The sequence below is a fragment of the Micrococcaceae bacterium Sec5.1 genome (assembly GCA_039636795.1).
Lineage (GTDB): Bacteria > Actinomycetota > Actinomycetes > Actinomycetales > Micrococcaceae > Arthrobacter.
The window spans coordinates 1661522-1681670 of sequence record CP143430.1 but is presented as its reverse complement, the minus strand read 5'-3'; the positions used below and the strand labels follow the sequence as shown (position 1 = coordinate 1681670).

Here is a 20149-nt window from a genome sequence, read left to right as displayed (position 1 = left end):
CGCAGGAAGTGATCGAGCATCCCGCTACGCTGGCTCTATGCCTGACTCCCCGCTCTTCACCGCAGCCGCGATCGCCGTGATCGTGCTGGCCGTCGCCGTCGTCGTGGGTGTTGGACTGAAGGTGATCCGCTCCTTCCGGGACCTGGGCACGGACGCTGAGCGGGCCACCTACAACACACTTCACGCGGCCTCGCGTGCAGGGCAGCACCTGCGTGGCGGACTGCAAGCCTCTGGCGCGGCCAAGGCGAGCAAGCAACTGCGAATGCTCCTCGGCTGCGACGCGCTGGCCATTACGGACACCGATACGGTCCTTGCCTGGGATGGGGTTGCGGAGGAGCTGCGGCCTTCCCTCATGCGTCTCGCCGCGGAGGTGCTGGCGACGGGCCGAACTGCCGTGGTGCCCCACGCCGGCCATTCTGCGTCCGCAAAATCCGAGCACGGCCACCACGATTTCAGTGCTGTCATTGCCCCCATCCGTGCCGGCTCCAAAGTAGTCGGATCGGTGGCAGCCCTTGCGCCCTCGGCTGGAGCCGGGCTGGTACGGGCCACCAGCGAAGTGGCTGACTGGATTGCCGCCCAGCTTGAGCTGGCTGAGTTGGAGGCTTCGCGGACCCTGCTGATGGAGGCCGAGGTCCGTGCGCTTCGTGCCCAGATCAGCCCGCACTTCATTTACAACTCCTTGAATGTGATCGCTTCCTTCATCAATACTGATCCCGCCCGGGCCAGGGAGCTCGTGGTGGAGTTCGCCGACTTCACCAGGTACTCCTTCCGAAGGCACGGCGACTTCACCACGGTGGCCGAGGAACTGCGCTGCATCGACCGCTACCTTCTTCTGGAACGGGCCAGGTTCGGCGAGCGCGTGCAGGTCAGCCTTCGGATCGCACCCGAGGTGCTGAGCACGGTCATACCGTTCCTTAGTCTGCAACCGCTGGTGGAGAACGCGGTCCGGCACGGCCTTGAGGCGAAGGAAGGCCCGGGACACATCACCATTTGCGCAAACGATTCCGGCGCGTTCGCCGAGGTCACTATCGAGGACGACGGCGTGGGGATGGACCCGGAGCACCTGCGGTCCGTGCTTGCCGGACATACAGACGGTGAGCACGTGGGCTTGCGCAACGTGGACGCCCGCTTGCGGCAGGTCTATGGGGACGAGCACGGCCTCGTCATCGAAACGGCTCCAGGTGAAGGAACGCTGATCACCATGCGGGTCCCCAAATCCCAGCCCGGACATGACGCCTGACACACGGGGCTAATCTTTAATCATGATCAACGTGCTCGTCGCTGATGACGAACTGCCCGCCGTGGAGGAGCTCGCTTTCCTGCTCGGGCGGGATGCGCGCATTGGCACCATCCATCGCGCCTCGTCCGGGGCCGAGGCTTTACGGATCCTGGAACGGGAGTCCGTTGACGCCGTGTTCCTCGACATCCATATGCCGGCCCTATCTGGTTTGGACATCGCCCGCGCCATCGCGCGCAGCAGCAGCCCGCCCGCCGTCGTGTTTGTCACCGCTGACGAAGACTGCGCGTTGGAGGCCTTTGACCTCGCTGCCATCGACTATCTCCTCAAGCCGCTCCGTGCCGAGCGGCTGGCACGATCCGTGGACCGGATCAGCGAGCTGATCAAGGACGGCGCTCCTGCTCCCGAAATGATCACGGTGGACTTGGGAAGCACTACCCGCATGATCCGTCGGGATGATGTCAGCTACGTGCAGGCGCAGGGCGATTACGCCAGGCTGCACACAGCCGAAGCCAGTTACCTGATCCGCGTCCCGCTCAGCGATCTGGAACAGAAGTGGGCCGAAGCCGGTTTTATCCGGATCCACCGCAGCTACCTGATTGCCTTGGACCATGTGGGGCATTTGAAGCTTTCTGCGACTGCCCCCAGCGTAAGAGTGGCTGGCGCGGAACTGCCCATTAGCCGGCGCCACCTGCCATCGGTGCGTGACAAGCTGCAATCCACCCGCATCCGGCCTCAAGGATGACGCGCGTTCGGGTCACGGCACCACACCAAGCAGCCATACCGACCCCCACCCGGTTCCCTTACGGCGGCGAAGTCGCCGAGGATTCGGACGCGGGACGCGTTTTCGTCCGTTCCCTCATCCGCTCGCAACTGCGGCTCGCCTTGGTGGTGGCCTGCGGCTTCCTGCTGATTCTCGCTGCCTTCGCCCTATTGCTGGTCTTCGGACCAGGGGTGGCCGAGACTCGGATCCTGGGCATTCCGCTCGACTGGCTGTTGCTGGGGCTGGGGATCTACCCCGTGATCGGCCTGAGCGCCTGGCTGTACAACCGCGCGGCCGCACGCAATGAAGCCCGATATCGGGACCTCGTGGAGGACAAGTGAACCCTGCTGTTGGTTTGGTCGCCTTTCTGGCAGTTTCGATCACGACGGCGGTCATCGGCTTCTACGGCCTGCGCATCTCACGCACTACTGGAGACTTCTACGTTGCCTCGCGCACGGTTCCGCCGTGGTGGAATGCCTCAGCGATTGGCGGCGAATACCTCTCCGCCGCGAGCTTCCTGGGAGTCGCGGGACTGATCCTGCTGTCCGGAACCGATGCCTTGTGGTTCCCTGTTGGTTACACCGCTGGTTACCTCATGCTGTTGCTTTTCGTTGCCGCTCCCCTGCGGCGCTCTGGCGCGTACACCATCCCGGATTTCACCGAGGCGCGCCTGGATTCCAGGATGGTTCGACGCGTCACAAGCCTGGTAGTGGTGGCCGTCGGCTGGCTGTACATCGTGCCCCAGCTTCATGGCGCTGCGCTCACCATCCGCATCACCACGGGACTGCCGTCGTGGGTAGGTTCGACGGCGGTGGTGCTGGTGGTGTGCCTCACTGTGGTGGCTGGTGGGATGCGGTCCATTACGTTCGTTCAGGCTTTCCAGTATTGGCTCAAGCTGACTGCGTTGGCCGTTCCCGTGATTTTCGTGCTCCTGGTGCTGGCTGGAAACGACACCCCGCACCAAGCCCAACTCCCGGTCAATCCCACTGGCCAGCCAGCCGCCAGCGCCTACCAGAACATTTCACTCCTGGTGGCACTGCTCTTCGGGACGTTGGGCCTGCCGCACGTCCTGGTACGGTTCTACACAAATCCAGATGGACAATCGGCACGCCGCACCACATTGATCGTCCTTGGACTGCTCTCTGTGTTCTATCTCTTCCCCACGCTGTCCGGCGCTCTGGGAAGAATCTTCGCCCCGGAACTGGCACAATCCGGACAAGCCGATGCCTTGGTCCTGCTGTTGCCCGGCAAGCTCGTGGGTGGAACAGCCGGTGAACTCCTCTCAGCACTCGTAGTCGCCGGCGCCTTCGCCGCATTCCTGTCCACCACGTCCGGGCTGGTGGTTTCGCTCTCCGGCGTTATCAGCCAGGACCTCTTCGGAGGAAGCGTCCGGGGATTCCGCCTCGCGGCGCTGCTTGCCGCCGTCGTGCCTTTGGGTTTTGCTTTCATGACAGACACTCTGGCCTTGGCCGGGAGCGTTGGACTGGTCTTTGCCTTTACGGCCTCCACCATTTGTCCCGTGTTGCTGCTGGGAATCTGGTGGCGTGGGCTGACCGATGCCGGGGCAATTGCGGGGATGGTGACCGGTGCGCTGCTGTGTGGCGGGGCCATGGTGATGGGCACTGTCATGGGCCAGGGCAATGCTCCTGCCTGGTTGGCGCAACCGGCTGCATGGACGGTCCCCGCTGCTTTCGCAGTGACGGTGGCAGTCTCCGTCTGGACCAAGAACCGTGTGCCGGCTTCCGTGAACCGCGTCATGTCCCGCCTGCACGTTCCAGAACGGCCAGTGGCTACCGAACGCTAGGAAGCTGCACACAAGGCGGCGCCCTGTTGTATTGGCACCCTGTTGTCCGGGCATGGCGCAAGGTGGACAATGACGCCATGTCCGAGGAACCGGGTGCAGCCAGCCCCGAACCGCCCATGACCCTACCGGCGTTGTCGCCCAGCATCAGGGCCCAGCTGCTGGCCACCGAACACTGGAGTCTTCTTGCTTCAAGAAGCACTACACAAGGTGAGGTACTCACGCGCATCAGCATGTTCCTGACGTTCACATCGGCCAGCCTGCTGAGTGTTGCCCTGGTGGGACAAGCTACGCAATTCTCCGAAGCCTTCAGGGCATTCGCGCTGACCATCCTCACCATCGACCTCATGGTGGGGCTGTTAACCCACATACGCGTCATCAGCGTCGGAATGGAGGATCTGATGTACGTCATCGCCATGAACCGGTTGCGAGCCGCGTACGTGGAGCTGGACCCTGGCATGGCGAAGTACCTTATGGCTGGATCCCACGACGACCAAGAAGGTTCGAAGCGTACGTACTACTTCTTCGGAGATAGGAAGGACTTCAGCCAAGTGGCCGGCAGCAGCATGATATTCATGGCAACTGTAAACGCAGCACTGATCGCCTTGTTGGTTGGCTCGGCGCTGTTGGTGGCAGGACTGCCAGCCGCTGTCGCGGTGGGCGTTGCCGTCGTGGCAGCACTGGCTTTTTTCGTTACAGTGCTGGCTCGAGGGAGGCGCCGCTACCTCGATGTGTGGAAGAACAACCCACCCATCTCCCCAACACCACGTTAGTTTGGAGGCCTTCTCAGTCGATGGCCGCCATCAGTTCAACCACACGATCAAGGAATGCATCCACCTGGGCCTCGTCATAGCCTTCGTCGCCCTTGGCGGCGCGGAAGACTGCACGGCGGACGGTGTCCACGCTGAGGGGCTGGTCGTGTTCCAGGTAACCGATGAGTTCGGCACAGAGTGCATCCACGTCCTGGACGTTGTAGCTGCGGACTTTCTTCTTGGCCGGGCGGCGGAATCGTTCGCCGTCGGGCCGGTGCAGCCGTCCGCGAAGGATGCCGGAGAGCTTACCGATCTGCCGGAGCCAGGCTTCCTCGCCCTGCTGGCTGATGAGGTCATCGCGTTCCCGCCTTGCGAAAGCGTCTTCAAGCCGATCCAACGCGGCGTCGACGCTGTTGGCGTCGTAACCACCCTTGACCGGGTCAAAAGCTACATCGCGTACATCCGTGCTGGCCACTTGATCGGCGGCACCCACAGGGTTCTCGAAAGAAGTCCTGGCACGGCTAAGGAACGCATCCACTTGCTTGGCGTTATAGCCATACTTGCTGCGCTCAACGCGGTCGAACGTTGCGGGAATCTGGCGACGAATATCCAAAGTCACTAATTTTCCTTCATCGGGGTGTCAGACGCCGCTCAGCAGCGCGAACAGAACATAGGCTACAGGGGCCGCGAAGACGATCGAGTCCAAACGGTCCATGACACCACCGTGGCCGGGAAGGATGCTGCTCATGTCCTTCACGCCAAGTTCGCGCTTGACCATGGACTCGGCGAGGTCTCCCGCCGTCGAAGCAGCAACCATGCCGGTAGCCAGCACCAAGCCAACCCACCACGGTTTGTCCAACATGAGGACACACGCAAGAACACCAATGATCATGGCGCCTGCGACAGAACCGGCAAATCCTTCCCAGGACTTTTTGGGACTGATTTTCGGTGCCATCGGGTGCTTCCCGAAGGAGGCGCCCACGATGTAACCGAACGTGTCATTCGATACGACCAGGAGCAGCATGGTGGCGATCTGCCAGGCTCCACCTGGAATGCCGTCCGGCCACAAGCCGACCGGAGTCGCGCCGCCGCTGGCATGCAGCGGGAGCGCGGCGAAGCTGATCAGGAACGGTATCCAAGCGAGAGTGAAGACACCCGCGAAGACGCTGCGGGGGGCACCTGCGGCACTCTCAATGGAGCGCCACAGCAGCACTGCGACGCAGCTTGCCGTCATGGTGAACAACAAGCCTTCCAAACCGCCAAAGTAGGCGGAAACAGGCATCACCAGGGTTCCGATCATCACTGGGATGATCGGCATCCTGGTCCCCTGGGCCTCAAGGGCCCTGAAAACTTCCCAAACGCCCAGCACCGCAAACGATGTGGTGAGCAGGACGAATCCGAGCGGGAGGAACAGCAGTCCCCCAAGCACGGCGAAAAGCATGGCAAGCCCGACGCCGATGGCTGCCGGAAGATTACGGCCTGCCTTCGGCGTCGGGTTCCCTCGCAGACGCCTGACGCGTTTGCTCGTATCGCGTGTCGGGACCCGCCCAGCGGGTGCCGGCTCTGCCTGGTTCATTAGACCTCGAGCAGCTCGGCTTCCTTGCGCTTGAGCAGTTCGTCAATGCTGTCGACGTGCTGCTTGGTGATGGCGTCGAGTTCCTTCTCACCGCGTGAACCTTCGTCCTCGCCGGCGTCGCCGTCCTTGACGAATTTGTCGATAGCGTCCTTGGCCTTGCGGCGGATGCTGCGGATGGAGACCTTGGCGTCTTCACCCTTGCCCTTGACGATCTTGACGTATTCCTTGCGGCGCTCCTTGGTGAGCTCCGGGATGGTGACACGGATGATGTTGCCGTCGTTGGAGGGGTTGGCGCCAACCTCGGAGTCGCTCAAGGCTTTCTCGATGTCACGCAGTGCCGTTTTGTCGTACGGCGTGATGAGGATGGTCCGTGCGTCCGGAACTGCGAAGGATGCGAGCTGCTGCAGCGGAGTGGGTGTGCCGTAGTACTCCACGATCACCTTGTTGTAGAGCCCGGGGTTTGCCCGGCCCGTACGGATCGAGGCGAAATCTTCCTTGGCTACCTCAACCGCCTTGTCCATCTTCTCGCCGGCTTCGAGCAAGGTCTCTTCGATCACGGGTTTCTCCTCAGAAAATAGTCGCTGCCCAACTGCGGGCGGCAATGCACGTTACAGGAATGCACAGTAAAGATCCGCCACGAGGGGCGGACGGTCCTAGAAATATCCTAGCCGCTGCTAGGGAGTAACCAGGGTTCCCAGCGTTTCACCCAGGATGGCGCGGGTAACGTTGCCCTCGCCCTCCATGCCAAAGACCACCATGGACAGGTTGTTGTCCTTGCACATGGTCATGGCTGTCTGGTCCATGACACGGATGTCCCGGCGCAGGGCGTCGTCATAGCTGAGGACATCAAGCTTTTCGGCGGAGGAATCCTTCTTGGGATCTGCGGTGTAGACGCCATCCACACCGCTCTTGGCCATCAGTACGACGTCGGCGTGGACTTCGAGCGCACGCTGTGCAGCTACTGTGTCCGTGGAGAAGTACGGCAGACCGGCTCCTGCACCGAAGATGACCACGCGGCCCTTTTCCATGTGACGGATGGCCCGGCGAGGAATGTACGCCTCTGCCACCTGGCCCATGGTGATGGCGCTCTGGACGCGGGTTTCGACGCCCGCCTGCTCCAGGAAGTCCTGCAGCGCGAGGCAGTTCATGACCGTGCCAAGCATGCCCATGTAGTCCGCACGGGAACGGTCCATGCCGCTCTGGGATAGTTCGGCTCCGCGGAAGAAGTTTCCACCGCCAACCACAATGGCTACTTCGACGTCAGCGACGGCAGCAGCGATCTGCTTGGCGATAGCGCGGACGGTCTCAGGATCGACGCCGAGCTTGCCTCCGCCGATGACCTCGCCGGAAAGTTTCAGAAGTACACGGCGCCGGGTCTTCTCGGGCTGGATTGCAGTATTGACGGTTTCCATGGTGCCTTCCCGTTGGTGGATTCTGGCTAGATTATCGTGCTGTGGGTCCGCGCAGATACTACCCGGACGGGTGCATGAAAAAGGGGCGGCCACCGAAGTGACCACCCCTTTTCATGAATTACTAGTTTCCGACTCGGAAACGGGATACTGCGGTTGCCTTGACGCCGGATTCTTCGAGGACCTGTGCAACGGTCTTCTTGGAATCCTTGGCGAATGCCTGGTCAACCAGGACCTCACCCTTGTAGAAGCCCGTCACACGGCCTTCAACAATCTTGGAGAGGGCAGCTTCCGGCTTGCCTTCAGCCTTGGCAGTCTCTTCAGCGATGCGGCGCTCGGACTCGACCAGTTCGGCCGGGACGTCATCGCGGGTCAGGTAGTTCGGAGCCATGGCTGCCACGTGGACGGCGATGTCGTGTGCTGCGGTGGCAGCGGCTTCGCCTTCACCATCAACAGCGAACAGGACGCCGACCTGTGCAGGAAGGTCCTTGGAGGTCTTGTGCAGGTAAGCGTCAACCGTGGTGCCCTCAACGCGGGAAATACGGCGGACAACAACCTTTTCGCCGAGGACAGCGCCCTCTTCGATGACGATCTCGGACAGCGGCTTGCCGTCGACCTCGGTGGCGAGCAGGGTTTCGAGGTCGGCAGCGCCGGACTCGACTGCAACGTTGAGGACCTTGTCAGCCAGCTGGATGAACTTGTCAGCCTTGGCGACGAAGTCGGTCTCGCAGTTGACCTCGATCATTACGCCCACGCCGTCGGTAACCTTGGCAGCAACCAGGCCCTCAGCGGTGGAGCGGCCTTCGCGCTTGGTAGCGCCCTTGAGGCCCTTGATGCGGATGATTTCGATGGCCTTCTCGGCGTCACCGTTGGCTTCGTCAAGAGCCTTCTTGACGTCCATCATGCCGGCGCCGGTGCGCTCGCGCAGGGCCTTGATGTCAGCAGCAGTGTAGTTCGCCATGTGAACCCCTCTGTCTAGAAAGTTGTGTGATTACGGACTGACAGGACAGCAGCCCACCGTGTGAGCCGCCATCCTGTCAGATGCCCCCGATGCCGTCTCCGGTCTCAGGGAAGGTCCAAATTTACTTGGTTGCTTCGGCTTCGCCGGCTGCAGCTTCAGTAGCTTCGGCAGCGGGAGCTTCAGCAGCCTCGGCGGCCGGAGCTTCTTCAGTCTTGCTGCCTTCGAGGAGCTCGCGCTCCCACTCGGCCAGCGGCTCTTCCGGAGCCTCGGTGGTGCCGGTGGCGCGCTGGTTGCGGGCGATGAGGCCCTCAGCAACGGCGTCGGCAACAACGCGGGTAAGCAGGTTGACGGAGCGGATGGCGTCGTCGTTGCCCGGGATCGGGAAGTCAACTTCATCGGGATCGCAGTTGGTGTCCAGGATGGCAACAACCGGGATGTTCAGCTTCTTGGCTTCGTCGACAGCAAGGTGTTCCTTCTTGGTGTCAACAACCCACAGAACAGACGGGGCCTTGGTCAGGTTGCGGATACCACCGAGGTTGGACTCAAGCTTGGTGAGTTCGCGCTTGAGGAGCAGGAGCTCCTTCTTGGTGTAACCGGAGCCGGCGACGTCCTCGAAGTTGATCTCTTCGAGTTCCTTCATGCGCTGGATACGCTTGGCGACGGTCTGGAAGTTGGTGAGCATACCGCCCAACCAACGCTGGTTCACGTACGGCTGGCCAACGCGTGTAGCCTGCTCGGCAATTGCTTCCTGAGCCTGCTTCTTGGTGCCGACGAACAGGACGGTGCCGCCGTGGGCGACAGTAGCCTTGACGAACTCGTAGGCGCGGTCGATGTAGGACAGCGACTGCTGGAGGTCAATGATGTAGATGCCGTTGCGCTCCGTGAAGATGAAGCGCTTCATCTTCGGGTTCCAACGACGGGTCTGGTGTCCAAAGTGGACGCCGCTGTCAAGCAGCTGGCGCATAGTTACGACGGGCATGCCGACGCTCCTTCCGGCAGGTCATTCATGAGAGAGCCCATGGGGCTGCTCTTACCCTGCCAATAGTTGACGGTTGTTTAGCCTTTGCCCGGACGGGCGCGGCTCCTGGCATCCATTGCACTTCTCATCCGATGTGGGGCCATAAGGCTCAACCGGACCGCAAGAGGCACAATCCTCCGCAGCCTAAAGCCAAGAGGCTTCGCTGGTGGAGGGCTGGATACGCGTAGTCAGCTCTGGACCCTCACATATCTGAATGAGACATGCTTCTGAACTAGCTTGAGGGCACAGCAAACTGCTCCACCAAGTGTACTACAGCAGCACCACTCGTTTGACCGCCCGAACGCGATGTTGTCCACATAGGGAAGCCCGGGGATGGCACGGCAATGCGTGAGCCGAAAGCCTTGGTACATGGTCATTTTGAAGCTCTCCATAACCACTTTTGTCCTCGCCGCCACCCTGGCCGGAATCCCGGGTGCAACGGCGCCGGCAGAGGAGCGGTGGGCTTGGCCACTCTCCCCCAAGCCCGCCATCCTTCGCGCGTTCGATCCGCCGGACAAGCCGTGGCTGAGCGGACACCGCGGCGTGGACCTGGGGCCAACGTTCGACGGCGCCCCGGTCACCTCGCCGTCCGATGGCGTGGTGACCTTTGCCGGCGTCGTGGTTGACCGTCCGGTCCTGACGATCGATCATGGCGAGGGCCTTCGCAGCAGCTTTGAGCCGGTGATCAGCGACCTAAAGCCCGGAGATGCCGTGCAAAAGGGCCAGGTTATCGGCTCCCTGGTCCCCGGACACTGCAGCTCTACTGCTTGCATACATTGGGGCGTCCGCCGCGGCGAGGATTACGTCAACCCTTTGGGATTCGTGGAGGATCTGAGGCCATCCATCCTGCTGCCGCTGGAATAGAGGGCATTGGTGCGGGGCTTTGTACCTGGACGATGGCAGAAAACCTACACGATGGCCGAAACTCCCGTGATGGCGCGTCCGGTCACCAGGGTGTTGATCTCGTGCGTGCCTTCGTAGGAGTAGATGGCCTCCGCGTCGGAGAAGATCTTTGCCATTTCGTAGTCCGTGACAATGCCATTGCCACCCAGGATCCCGCGGCCAAGGGCAACACTTTCCCGCATGCGGGCGGTAGTGAACGCCTTCGCCAACGCTGACTGCTCGTCCTTTGCAACCCCCGCATCCTCAAGCTGGGCCAACCGCACCATCATGCCCATTGATGCCACCGCATTGCCCAGGATCTGAACCAACTGGTTCTGCACCAACTGGAAGGCCGCCAGGGGCCTGCCAAATTGCTGGCGCTTCACCGCGTAGGCTCGGGCCACATCGAAGGCAGCGAGCTGAAGTCCCACGGCTTGCCAGGCGACGGCGAGCCGGGTCACCTTGAGGACTTTGTTGGTATCGCGGAAGCTGTTGCCGTTGGCCAGCTTGAAGAAGTCAGGCACCACCACGTTGTCCAGGATGATGTCCGCGTTCTGCACAGTACGCAGGGAGACCTTGTTCTCGATCTTGCTTGCCGAGTAGCCGGGCAGTGTGGTGTCCACGAGGAATGCCTTGACTTGGTTGTCGGCCACATCCCTGGCGTAGATAACCACCCAATCAGAGAACGTGGCGTTGCCGATCCAGCGTTTGGCACCGTTGAGGATCCAATGGTCCCCATCGCGCCGTGCGGTGGTCCGGGTACCTCCGGCCACATCGGAACCACCCAGGGGCTCGGTCAGCCCGAAGGCGCCGATCTTTTTCAGGGAGTAGATGTCCGGCAGCCAGGCGTCCTTCTGCTCCTGGGAAGCAAGGGTTTCGATGGAGCCGGTGAACAGACCATCATGGACACCCATGAACGTCGCAATGGAAGCATCGGCGCGGGTCACTTCCGCATGGAGGATGCCCGCGAACAGATTCGAACAGCCTTGCCGGCGCACAGGGCTGACGAGGTCGATTTCCGCCAACTTGGGGATGAGCTCCATCGGAAACTCAGCGCGGTTCCAGCAGTCCACGGCGATGGGCTTGACCTCGCGGGCCAGGAACTCCCGAACCTCGGCCAGGCGGTCCTGCTCCTTGCCCGTCAGCATCTGCTCAAAGGCGTAGAAGTCACCATCGGCATAGGGGAGGTTGTTGGCATCGAATGCATCGTTGGACATGTGCGCTCCTTCAAGGGTGGTCACCTGCGACCACGTCACGGCCCCGGAAGTTACCGGCGAGTAGTAAGTTACTGATGAGTAACATACCGCAGTTGCACGGTTCACCGCAACGAGACGGATGGAGTAATTCAGGCTTCAGGGATTTTCACAGCGCGATCTCCTACCCGGCGGATCAGCCGGCGCCACGCAAATTCCTTGGTGCCCACGAAAGGGGCTGGCGACGCCCGGATTTACGCGTCATCAGCCCGCGGGCAAGGCGCTGAAGAATTCGGGCGTCGCCAGAGTACAGAAAAGAGCCGTGGCTGACGTATGAAACGCCAACCACGGCTCCTGTGTAAAGGTAGGGCTACTCGGACTTGAACCGAGGACCTTAGGATTATGAGTCCCGCGCTCTAACCAGCTGAGCTATAGCCCCGTGACGCCCCCCCCGGCCGCTAGGAAGCAGCAGTTGGGGCAAATGCACTCTAGCAATACTAATAGCTACTTAAGAGTGCTTTTGTCACACCACCATGTCCTCATAGGAAGCCCCGCGGTAGAGGTCCTCGAACGTCTGGAGTGTCCCGTTGATGCTGTGCGGCTCCACCATCTCGCGGCTTACCTTGCCCATGGCTTTCAGCTGGTCCTCGGGAAGCTCCACCAGCTTGGTGATCTTCGCCGCGAGCTCCGTGCTGTCGTTCGGTGTGAAGAGGTACCCGTTTTCGCCATCGCGGACCAGATGCGGGAGTGCCATGGCATTAGCCAACAACACCGGAGTGGAGGCAGACATTGCTTCGAGTGTCACCAACGATTGAAGTTCTGCGGTGCCTGGCATGCAGAAGATGTCGGCCTTGATGTAGGCCTCGCGCAGCTCTTCATCGCTTGCCAGTCCAAGGAATTTCACCCGCTCCCCCAAGCCAAGCTTGGCCACCTGTGCTTCCAAGGCCGGGCGGACTTCACCGCCGCCCACGATCTCGAGCTGGACGTTGAGTTCGCGCGGGGTCTTGGCAACGGCGTCGATCAGCACATTGACGTGTTTCTCTTCCGCAAGGCGTCCCGCGAAAAGAACAGTCGGATTGGCATGGGGTTCGATCGTCTCGCCCGGCTGAAGCTCATAGGCGGCAGAATCAATGCCGTTGGACAATGGCAGGACCTTACGAAGGAACGCGTGCTGGTGCATGGCCTTCGCCGCCAGAGGGGTAGGTGTGGTGACGACGTCCGCCTGGCCCATCACTTTGCCCATATCCTTCCAGGAGATGCGGCCCACGATGTCCTTGAACCACTGCGGGAAAGGCAGGAATGGGTTCAGGTTTTCAGGCATGAAGTGGTTGGTGGCAATAACCCTGATGCCACGCTTTACAGCCTCATAGAGTACGTGTTCGCCAATCATGTAGTGGCTTTGAATGTGCACCACGTCGGGTTGGACTTTGTCGAACAGGAGACTGATTTCCTTCTTGATTTCCCAAGGGAAGCAGATGCGGAAGTATTCGTGGGTGAACACTCCATGCGAGCGGAGGCGGTGCACTGTGGCCTCGTCACGGAACTCCGTGTAGCTCTTGCCCGTGTCCGGACGGCAGGCCAACACGTGCACGTTGTGTCCACGCGCGGTCATACCCTTGGCCAGGCGGTAGCCGAACTGCGCAGCACCGTTCATGTGCGGCGGGTAGGTGTCCGCCGCGATCAGGATGGTAAGGGGTTTGTTGGTGTCGGGAATGGTCACGTGGAGAACTCCTGATGGTCACGGTGCGGAACAGCGCTGAACGGATCAATGCTGTGGTGTCGCCGGGTTGCCGGACCGCTGGGAAGCGGTGGCGCAAGATAAAGCTTTGCCTAGGCCTTCCGGCTTGCAGCCGCCTTCGCGTCCTTCTTACGCTTGGTGACTTCCGGATGGTGCCGGCTCAAGGCAATAACCCCCACGATAGCAAGGGAAGCTGCGGCGGCCATGCTGATTGCCATCACAGGCTGGACATCGGGACGAAGCTCACCAAGGATGACGATGCCGATGGCGATGCCCACCATGGGGTCCACCACCGTGAGTCCGGCAATAACCAGATCCGGAGGGCCGCCTGAATACGCGCTCTGGACGAACCAGGAACCAAGGCCGCCGGCGGCCGCGATGGCAATGAGCGTGTACCACTGCACATTGAGCAGGAACAGGCCGTTGGGATCCAGGAGGTGCTTGCCGATGATCCGGGTCAGGACGGCCACGAAGCCAAAGAGTACGCCAGCTCCCACAATGTATACGAAGGCGCTCATGCGGTGTTTGAACAACACTGCAAGGGTGCCGAAAAGACCCACGGCCAGGGCCAGGAGCAGCACGATTGTCAGTTCGTCTGCAGCGCTGACGTGGTGGTTTTCCTGCGTGACAAACACAGCCAGGAGTACGAACAAGGCGGACCCGGTGACGCAGGCGGTAATGGCAACTACGGTGGCGCGGTTGATGCTCAGGCCTTGGTCCTTGGCATTGACCACAGTGGTAATGACCAGTGCGATCGCACCAATCGGCTGCACCACCGTCAGGGGTGCCGATACAAGGGCGATCGCATTCATCACCATGCCCAGACACAACAGCAAGAGCCCAAGCATCCATCGTGGATTGCGTAGAAGCCGCAGGAACCCGTTGGAACTCAGGGCCAGGCCGCCGGTATCGGCCTTGACCGCGCTTCCCTGGCGTTGGGCGCCAATGGCAAGGAAAAAGGCACCAAGCACGGCAAGGAAAACCGCCAGCCACACCATCAGCCGTGTCCGCCGTCGTTGGCCCGCAGTTCTTTTCCTTTACGCAGGATGGCCCAGTAGTAGTTGTAGGCCGCGATCCAGTGGCCCAGCAGTCCGAGGCCGAGGAAAACCCAGGCGGCGGCGAAGTAGGCGTCCGTGTAGGGAATCGGCAATTTGGAAAGAACCAGCAACGGCGTGCCCACCAGCAGGAACCCGGTGCGGATCTTGCCGATGATGCTCACGGGAAGGTCCGGATGGCTGCGGAAGTAGATCAGGGAGGCAATGGCCAGAATGGCGTCCGGCACCACCAGTGCGGCCAGGTACCACCACTGCACGACGCCGGCAATCGCCAAAGTGACTGCTACGGCTATGAGCGCCGCCCTGTCCGCCAGGGGGTCCAGGATCCTGCCCAGCTTGGAGGTTTGGTCAAAGCGGCGGGCGATGTAGCCATCCACCCAGTCAGTGCTGCCCATGATGACCAGCACGAGCACAGCGAAGCCGTATTCCTTCTGCCACAGGACCAACCACACAAAGAGCGGGACGCCCATGAAGCGCAGAACTGTGAGCATGTTGGGAACAGTGAAGAGGAGGTCGTGGTCCACCTGGGGACGGTCCGGATGCGAACCAGCACCGATAAACCTCATGGTGTCCCCCTTCCTCTACTCCAGTGTGTGCGGTACTGCGGCAGGCTGCTACTTCTTCAGCAGCTTCCGCAGGGCAACCACGAAGACTGCAGCAGCGGCGGCGAAAGCCACAAGGTCCTTCCATCGGGAAGCAAGTCGTCCTGTGAGGTCCTCAGGGACCGCCTCCCCAAGGTCAGCGAACTTCGCTGAAGCAAAGTCCTTTCCCTCCTGGAGTTTCACTGTGGCCGTGCCCAGCAAAGCCTGGCCCTGCTTCTTGACGTCCAACTGCTCGCCAAGTTCATCGCGCACGCCCGTGAGGTGTTCGCGTCGCTTGTCCAGGCGCAGGCGGAGTTCTGCTTCGGTGGGTGCCTTGACGGCGTCCGCTTCCTTGGCTGCTTCCTTTGCGGCCTTTTCTGCCTTCGCCTTTTCAGCGGCAGCTTCCTTCGCGGCCTTCGCCGCCTTGGCAGCGGGCGAATTGGGATCGAGGATCGATTCGTCGAAGGCCGAGCCTTCCTTCGCAATTCCCAGATCGTGCTTGAGTCCACGGATGGTGTCCTCAGGGATCAACGGCATGGCCTTCTTGAACTTGGCGACGCCGATCAAGGCTCCGAGCGCGACGATGATGAGAAAGACTGCTGCGACGATCAATGCCGCAAGCCAGCCAGGCATGATGGTAGCCAACCCGAGAATCGCGGCCACCACCAGCGCGATCACAAGGAGCGACATGAAAACAAGGGCCACGCCAAAGAACGCACCGGCCACCCCAACCTGGGTGGCCTTGCGCTTGAGTTCGACCTTGGCAAGTGCGATCTCATCGTTGAGTTGCCTGGGAGCCAAACGGGCAACGAGCTTGAGGGTCTTCGGCAAAGTACGGATGGCTGGTCTCGTGCTGGTCCGGCCGGTGTGACGTCCACTCATTGGGTTCCGCCTAACTGCTTCCTCTGGGCATCGTGTCGGGCGAACGCGGCCGGAGAGAGATCGCCGCGGGCACCTGTCCTCAAAACTATCATTCAGGTTCCGGCTCAACTTTCGCCCATGACACCGCGGCGCGCCTGAGGTAGCTGCATAAATATGATGTGACGGCCATAGGATAGATGATCGTGACCAATCCCATTGCTCCGGGCGATTCTCTGAGCCGACGCGAAAAGCTTGTCTACATTGTCCTTCTCGGTGCCCTGACCGCTTTGGGGCCCTTTACGGTGGATCTCTACCTTCCTGCGTTCCCTGCGCTGGAGGAGAGTTTTGGCGTTTCAGCCACGGCTATCCAGCTGACACTGACCGGCACCACCGTCGGGTTTGGCCTTGGGCAGCTGGTGGTTGGTCCCTTCAGCGACAAGTTTGGCCGTCGCCTGCCCTTGATCCTCGCCACTGCCCTTCATATCGGATCATCGTTGGGCGCTGCTTTGGCTCCGGACATTGGGTTCCTGTCCCTCTTCCGCGTGCTCATGGGTATCGGTGCCGCCGGTGGCGGCGTCGTCGCAATGGCCATGGTTCGGGACCTGTTCCACGGCTACTCGATGGTCCGCATGTTCTCCCGGATGTCCTTAGTCAACGGGCTTGCCCCGATCCTTGCCCCTATCATCGGTTCCCAGTTGCTGCTGGTGTTCCCGTGGCCCGGTATCTTCTACTTCCTGGCCTGCTACGGCACGTTGGTGATATTGGCCGCGATCTTCTTCATTCGCGAAACCCTGCCGGCGGAACGCCGCGGGAAGTCCGCAGTCACAGTGCGGCAGCGGTACAAGACGGTGCTGACGGACCGGATCTTCGTGGGCATGTTAATGGTAGGCAGCCTTAACTTCGGTGGTTTGTTCGCTTACCTGTCGGCCTCCACTTTCCTGTTCCAGAACATTTACGAATTCTCTCCCCAGGAATACGGCCTCCTCTTCGGCGTCAATTCGCTGGGCATCGTGGCTGGCGTCCAGATCAGCTCAAGGTTGATCCGACGCGTGGCCCCGCAGTGGATCGTGGCCGGAGCCACGGTGTTCATGCTGCTGATGGCGGCCCTGATTATCGTGCTCGATCTCCTGCACCTAGGTCTCTGGGGCATCCTGATCCCTCTGTGGTTCTACATTTGCGCTACAGGCTTCCTGTTCCCTTGCGTCCAGGTCCTCTCCTTGGCGAACCATGGAGCCCAAGCGGGGACGGCGGCATCGCTCCTCGGGGCGGCGCAATTCATGATGGCGGGCATTGTCCCCCCTGTGGTCGGCTGGCTCGGTGTCGATTCAGCGGTACCCATGGGCGCGGTCCAGGCGGTCTGCATCACCGGAGCCATCGCCGCGCTGTGGCTCGTGGTCCGGCCGCGGACGGTCCCTTCAATCCACTAGGCCCGTCAATCCACTAATCCCGGCAATCCACTAATCCCTTCAATCCACGAGTACGGCATTCATCAGAACCGGACCATAGGCTGTGACCATGACCAAGAAACCGCACCGGAACGGCAGGGGCCTTTTCCTCGGGGCCGTGCTTGGCGCCGTCGTCGGGGCGTTGTTGGGCCGCCTGGCCGGGAGTGCACTGTTCGGGGCGATACTTGGCGCCGTCATTGGAGCCGCCCTGCTGTACCGGGTGAACCCGGGCCCCTGGAATCGGGACTAACCGTAATCGGGCCTACCGGCCCCGGGTCTATCGACCCCCGTAAGCCCTCCCCTTAGGGCGCCCGGCAGGGCAGAATGGTGGCCAGCCGGGGGTTTCCCCCGCTTCGCCGGTGAAGGGGACATCACATGAGTGCGGCTGTGGGATATCGGGGCACTGTTTACGGCCTGGCGGCCATACGACGTCTGCCCCTGACCTTGGGACTCGTGCTGTTCCTTTGGCTTGTCGGCGCAGTTACGGGGAGCCTCATCGCCGGCCCCAACGAGGCACTCCTGGAACAAGTCGGGCTGGGTTTGGCGCTGGATCCGGGGCCGGGTTGGTCCATCTTCACCTCGTCATTCTTTGCCTCATCCTTGCTGGACTATCTGGCATGTACCGTTCTGATCCTGGTGGGCGTGGGCATCGCCGAGCGCACTATGGGTCCATGGTTGGCCCTGGCAGCATTTATCTTTGGTTCCGCGCTCAGCGCCTTGGTGCTGATGGGGCTCGTTGCTTTTGGGACGGACAACAGCGACCAATGGCTTAGTTTCCTGGGTGGCGAGTACGTTGTGGGCGCGTACGGTGGTGCCGCCGCTGCCTTGGGATGTTCGACGGCGGCACTGGAGGCACTCTGGCGTCGTCGCCTCCGGACATGGCTGCTGGCAGCAACGCTCATGTTTGCCTTGTTTGTAGGCGTCGCACAAACACTGCAGGCCCTTGCCGGCGCTGTCATCGGCATTCTGGCCGGTTGGGCCGTTCAGGCCCTGGTGCTGCGACGGCGTGCGGGCTCGCTTCATTCCTCGAGCCTTCGTGAGACCCGGTTCCTTGTGGGCACTGTGGTAGGTGTATTCGCCCTGGGCCCCTTGCTCACCCAGTTAACGGGCACGTTGGAGGTGGGACCGCTTTCTGTGGTTTCCGAGGTGATGCTGCAAGCAAGCCCCAGCGTGGACGAAGTGAAGGAAGCCTGCGACAACGACAAGAGCTGCGTCACGCTGCAGAGCGTTGTGGGTGTTCAGAGTTTCGGCGCCACCATCCTGTCAGTGATCCCGGTGCTGTTGCTGCTTGTCTGTGCCGAGGGGCTGCGCCGTGGTCGCCGCCTCGCCTACAGACTGACCCTGGTCATCCAGCTCTACCTGGCGTTCGTGACGAGCGTGGCAATCCTGCAGTACGTGACGGATCCGGAAGTGACACTGGGCAATGACGACATCGGTTACCTCCTGCTCTATGCCGTTCCCGCTATCCTGGCGCCGCTGATCATCGCGGTCCTGCTGGTGATCAACCGCCACAAATTCCGGGTGGAGTCCAGCGATGCCGGATATCGCGTCCTGGGCAGGACTACCCTCATCATGGCTGCTGTGGCGGCGGTCCTTTACGTGGTCTTCTGGTTCGTAGAGGGCAACCCGAGCCGCTCATCGCTGTGGGACCTCGCAGGGCAATTGACCCACATCCTGGTCCCCTTCCCCGTTCCGTTCGTCGTTGAGCTGCCGCAGGGACTGCTGAGTACAGTTCTTTACGGACTTGGTGGGGACGTTATCTGGCTCTGCATCCTTTTGATGGTCCTGAACAATTTCCAGCGGTTCCGGACGCTGGCAAAGGATCCGGCTGCAGATCTGGGACACACCCGTGAATTGCTTCACGACGGCGGGGGCACCCTGTCCTGGATGGCCCTGTGGGACAGCAACCAATACTGGTTCACTCCGGACAGGAGGGCTGGCCTCGCCTACCAGGTGCACAACGGAGTGGCCCTGACCGTGGCGGGTCCGTTCGGGGCCCGCCAGCACCACACTGAGGCTGCGACAGGCTTCCTGGTCCATTGCGCGGCACTGGGCCTCACACCATGCTTCTACTCGGCCACGGCGGAGCTCGACGAGGCCCTCCTCCCCCGCGGCTTCCGCAAACTGGAAGTGGCGGAAGAAACCCTGCTGAACATCCAGGCGATGACGTTCAAAGGCAAGGAATGGCAGAACGTCAGGACCGCGCTGAACAGGGCTGAGAAGCTGTCCATCAAGGACCACTGGTACCACTACGCGGAGATGCCACCGGGGATCCGGGCACAACTGGCCGAAATCTCGGAAGAGTGGGTGGCGGACAAGGCCCTTCCCGAGATGGGCTTCACGTTGGGCGGACTGGATGAACTGAAGGATCCCGAAGTCATGTGTTGCGTAGCCGTGGACGACGACGGCCTCGTCCATGGGGTTACGAGCTGGCTGCCGGTCTTTACCGACGGCGTGGTGTCGGGTTGGACCTTGGACTTCATGCGCCGCCGAACCACTGGATTCAAAGGGGTCATGGAATTCCTGATCGCCTCCGCCGTTACGCACTTCAAGGACGACGTTCCCCACATCTCGCTGTCAGGCTCCCCGCTGGCCAATACAGGGGCCGCGACGGACGACGGTGACCACAGTGCCTTGGACCGGGTCCTGGCAATGCTGGGCAATGCACTGGAACCCATGTACGGCTTCAAGTCCCTGGCAGCTTTCAAATCGCGGTTCCAGCCCGAGCACCGCACTCTGTACATGTATTACCGGGACCCGCTGGCCCTGCCTTCCATAGGTCTTGCCGTTGGCTCGGCGTACTTGCCGGGTTTGTCTCGCGCACAGAGTGCCGGTTTGCTACGGCAAATGGTTGCCCGGGAGCCGGCCGCATGACCG

The 20149-nt window shown here is 61.4% G+C and carries 20 protein-coding genes and 1 tRNA gene; 9 read left to right on the top strand and 12 right to left on the bottom strand.

Annotation, left to right across the window (positions count from 1 at the left end; genetic code table 11):
* Positions 1–37: 37 nt before the first annotated feature.
* From VUN82_07775 to VUN82_07755, 5 genes are all read left to right on the top strand, one after another.
* Positions 38–1240: a histidine kinase gene (locus VUN82_07775; GenBank protein XAS73722.1), complete on the top strand. Its 1203-nt coding sequence runs from the start codon at positions 38–40 to the stop codon at positions 1238–1240.
* Between the two features lie 22 nt (positions 1241–1262).
* Positions 1263–1982 (top strand): LytTR family DNA-binding domain-containing protein, encoded by a 720-nt coding sequence (locus VUN82_07770; protein ID XAS73721.1) that lies wholly within the window; start codon positions 1263–1265, stop codon positions 1980–1982.
* Positions 1979–2341 carry a hypothetical protein gene (locus VUN82_07765; GenBank protein XAS73720.1) on the top strand — a complete coding sequence of 121 codons (363 nt, stop codon included), beginning with the start codon at positions 1979–1981 and terminating at the stop codon, positions 2339–2341. Before VUN82_07770 ends, VUN82_07765 begins: the two co-directional genes overlap by 4 nt.
* The gene (locus VUN82_07760; GenBank protein ID XAS73719.1) at positions 2338–3804 is read left to right on the top strand and encodes a cation acetate symporter; all 1467 of its coding nucleotides are present in this window, start codon (positions 2338–2340) and stop codon (positions 3802–3804) included. Before VUN82_07765 ends, VUN82_07760 begins: the two co-directional genes overlap by 4 nt.
* Positions 3805–3881: 77 nt before the next feature.
* Positions 3882–4574, top strand: coding sequence for a hypothetical protein (locus VUN82_07755; GenBank protein XAS74643.1), 693 nt, complete (start codon positions 3882–3884; stop codon positions 4572–4574).
* Between the two features lie 13 nt (positions 4575–4587).
* Here VUN82_07755 and VUN82_07750 read toward each other — a convergent pair whose 3' ends face one another.
* From VUN82_07750 to rpsB, 6 genes are all read right to left on the bottom strand, one after another.
* Positions 4588–5172 carry a DivIVA domain-containing protein gene (locus VUN82_07750; GenBank protein ID XAS73718.1) on the bottom strand — a complete coding sequence of 195 codons (585 nt, stop codon included), beginning with the start codon at positions 5170–5172 and terminating at the stop codon, positions 4588–4590.
* Between the two features lie 21 nt (positions 5173–5193).
* Positions 5194–6129 carry a phosphatidate cytidylyltransferase gene (locus tag VUN82_07745; protein XAS73717.1) on the bottom strand — a complete coding sequence of 312 codons (936 nt, stop codon included), beginning with the start codon at positions 6127–6129 and terminating at the stop codon, positions 5194–5196.
* The gene (gene frr / locus VUN82_07740) at positions 6129–6686 is read right to left on the bottom strand and encodes a ribosome recycling factor (protein ID XAS73716.1); all 558 of its coding nucleotides are present in this window, start codon (positions 6684–6686) and stop codon (positions 6129–6131) included. The genes VUN82_07745 and frr overlap by 1 nt, the downstream gene beginning before the upstream one ends.
* Before the next feature lie 117 nt (positions 6687–6803).
* Positions 6804–7541 (bottom strand): UMP kinase, encoded by a 738-nt coding sequence (pyrH, locus tag VUN82_07735; protein ID XAS73715.1) that lies wholly within the window; start codon positions 7539–7541, stop codon positions 6804–6806.
* Positions 7542–7662: 121 nt separating this feature from the next.
* A complete protein-coding gene (gene tsf, locus VUN82_07730; protein XAS73714.1) occupies positions 7663–8499 on the bottom strand; it encodes a translation elongation factor Ts in 837 nt (278 codons plus the stop codon).
* 121 nt (positions 8500–8620) lie between these two features.
* Positions 8621–9478 (bottom strand): 30S ribosomal protein S2, encoded by an 858-nt coding sequence (rpsB, locus tag VUN82_07725; GenBank protein ID XAS73713.1) that lies wholly within the window; start codon positions 9476–9478, stop codon positions 8621–8623.
* 408 nt (positions 9479–9886) lie between these two features.
* Between rpsB and VUN82_07720 the strand changes: the two genes are divergently transcribed.
* Positions 9887–10381 carry a M23 family metallopeptidase gene (locus tag VUN82_07720; GenBank protein ID XAS73712.1) on the top strand — a complete coding sequence of 165 codons (495 nt, stop codon included), beginning with the start codon at positions 9887–9889 and terminating at the stop codon, positions 10379–10381.
* Between the two features lie 44 nt (positions 10382–10425).
* Here the strand turns inward: VUN82_07720 and VUN82_07715 are convergent, their stop codons facing one another.
* The 6 genes from VUN82_07715 to VUN82_07690 form a co-directional block, all read right to left on the bottom strand.
* A complete protein-coding gene (locus tag VUN82_07715) occupies positions 10426–11616 on the bottom strand; it encodes an acyl-CoA dehydrogenase family protein (protein ID XAS73711.1) in 1191 nt (396 codons plus the stop codon).
* A 341-nt stretch (positions 11617–11957) separates the two neighbouring features.
* A tRNA-Ile gene (locus VUN82_07710) sits at positions 11958–12031 on the bottom strand.
* A gap of 84 nt (positions 12032–12115) precedes the next feature.
* Positions 12116–13312 (bottom strand): glycosyltransferase, encoded by a 1197-nt coding sequence (locus VUN82_07705; protein XAS73710.1) that lies wholly within the window; start codon positions 13310–13312, stop codon positions 12116–12118.
* A gap of 110 nt (positions 13313–13422) precedes the next feature.
* Positions 13423–14328: a DMT family transporter gene (locus VUN82_07700; protein ID XAS73709.1), complete on the bottom strand. Its 906-nt coding sequence runs from the start codon at positions 14326–14328 to the stop codon at positions 13423–13425.
* The gene (locus tag VUN82_07695; protein XAS73708.1) at positions 14328–14951 is read right to left on the bottom strand and encodes a CDP-alcohol phosphatidyltransferase family protein; all 624 of its coding nucleotides are present in this window, start codon (positions 14949–14951) and stop codon (positions 14328–14330) included. Before VUN82_07695 ends, VUN82_07700 begins: the two co-directional genes overlap by 1 nt.
* A gap of 48 nt (positions 14952–14999) precedes the next feature.
* The gene (locus VUN82_07690) at positions 15000–15848 is read right to left on the bottom strand and encodes a phage holin family protein (GenBank protein XAS73707.1); all 849 of its coding nucleotides are present in this window, start codon (positions 15846–15848) and stop codon (positions 15000–15002) included.
* A 176-nt stretch (positions 15849–16024) separates the two neighbouring features.
* On the opposite strand from VUN82_07690, the gene VUN82_07685 reads away from it, so the two are divergent.
* The 3 genes from VUN82_07685 (at position 16025) to VUN82_07675 (ending at position 20146) form a co-directional block, all read left to right on the top strand.
* Positions 16025–17254 (top strand): multidrug effflux MFS transporter, encoded by a 1230-nt coding sequence (locus tag VUN82_07685; protein XAS73706.1) that lies wholly within the window; start codon positions 16025–16027, stop codon positions 17252–17254.
* An 88-nt stretch (positions 17255–17342) separates the two neighbouring features.
* Entirely contained in the window at positions 17343–17522 is a 180-nt protein-coding gene (locus VUN82_07680) for a glycine zipper domain-containing protein (protein XAS73705.1), read from the top strand.
* A 125-nt stretch (positions 17523–17647) separates the two neighbouring features.
* A complete protein-coding gene (locus VUN82_07675; protein ID XAS73704.1) occupies positions 17648–20146 on the top strand; it encodes a DUF2156 domain-containing protein in 2499 nt (832 codons plus the stop codon).
* Positions 20147–20149: the final 3 nt, after the last annotated feature.

Bases quoted from the DNA above. Each gene is read 5' to 3' on its own strand.
- VUN82_07775 (XAS73722.1), top strand. From the start codon at position 38: ATGCCTGACTCCCCGCTCTTCACCGCAGCCGCGATCGCCGTGATCGTG.
- VUN82_07770 (XAS73721.1), top strand. From the start codon at position 1,263: ATGATCAACGTGCTCGTCGCTGATGACGAACTGCCCGCCGTGGAGGAG.
- VUN82_07765 (XAS73720.1), top strand. From the start codon at position 1,979: ATGACGCGCGTTCGGGTCACGGCACCACACCAAGCAGCCATACCGACC.
- VUN82_07755 (XAS74643.1), top strand. From the start codon at position 3,882: ATGTCCGAGGAACCGGGTGCAGCCAGCCCCGAACCGCCCATGACCCTA.
- VUN82_07745 (XAS73717.1), bottom strand. From the start codon at position 6,129: ATGAACCAGGCAGAGCCGGCACCCGCTGGGCGGGTCCCGACACGCGAT.
- pyrH (XAS73715.1), bottom strand. From the start codon at position 7,541: ATGGAAACCGTCAATACTGCAATCCAGCCCGAGAAGACCCGGCGCCGT.
- tsf (XAS73714.1), bottom strand. From the start codon at position 8,499: ATGGCGAACTACACTGCTGCTGACATCAAGGCCCTGCGCGAGCGCACC.
- rpsB (XAS73713.1), bottom strand. From the start codon at position 9,478: ATGCCCGTCGTAACTATGCGCCAGCTGCTTGACAGCGGCGTCCACTTT.
- VUN82_07720 (XAS73712.1), top strand. From the start codon at position 9,887: ATGGTCATTTTGAAGCTCTCCATAACCACTTTTGTCCTCGCCGCCACC.
- VUN82_07715 (XAS73711.1), bottom strand. From the start codon at position 11,616: ATGTCCAACGATGCATTCGATGCCAACAACCTCCCCTATGCCGATGGT.
- VUN82_07700 (XAS73709.1), bottom strand. From the start codon at position 14,328: ATGGTGTGGCTGGCGGTTTTCCTTGCCGTGCTTGGTGCCTTTTTCCTT.
- VUN82_07695 (XAS73708.1), bottom strand. From the start codon at position 14,951: ATGAGGTTTATCGGTGCTGGTTCGCATCCGGACCGTCCCCAGGTGGAC.
- VUN82_07690 (XAS73707.1), bottom strand. From the start codon at position 15,848: ATGAGTGGACGTCACACCGGCCGGACCAGCACGAGACCAGCCATCCGT.
- VUN82_07685 (XAS73706.1), top strand. From the start codon at position 16,025: ATGATCGTGACCAATCCCATTGCTCCGGGCGATTCTCTGAGCCGACGC.
- VUN82_07680 (XAS73705.1), top strand. From the start codon at position 17,343: ATGACCAAGAAACCGCACCGGAACGGCAGGGGCCTTTTCCTCGGGGCC.
- VUN82_07675 (XAS73704.1), top strand. From the start codon at position 17,648: ATGAGTGCGGCTGTGGGATATCGGGGCACTGTTTACGGCCTGGCGGCC.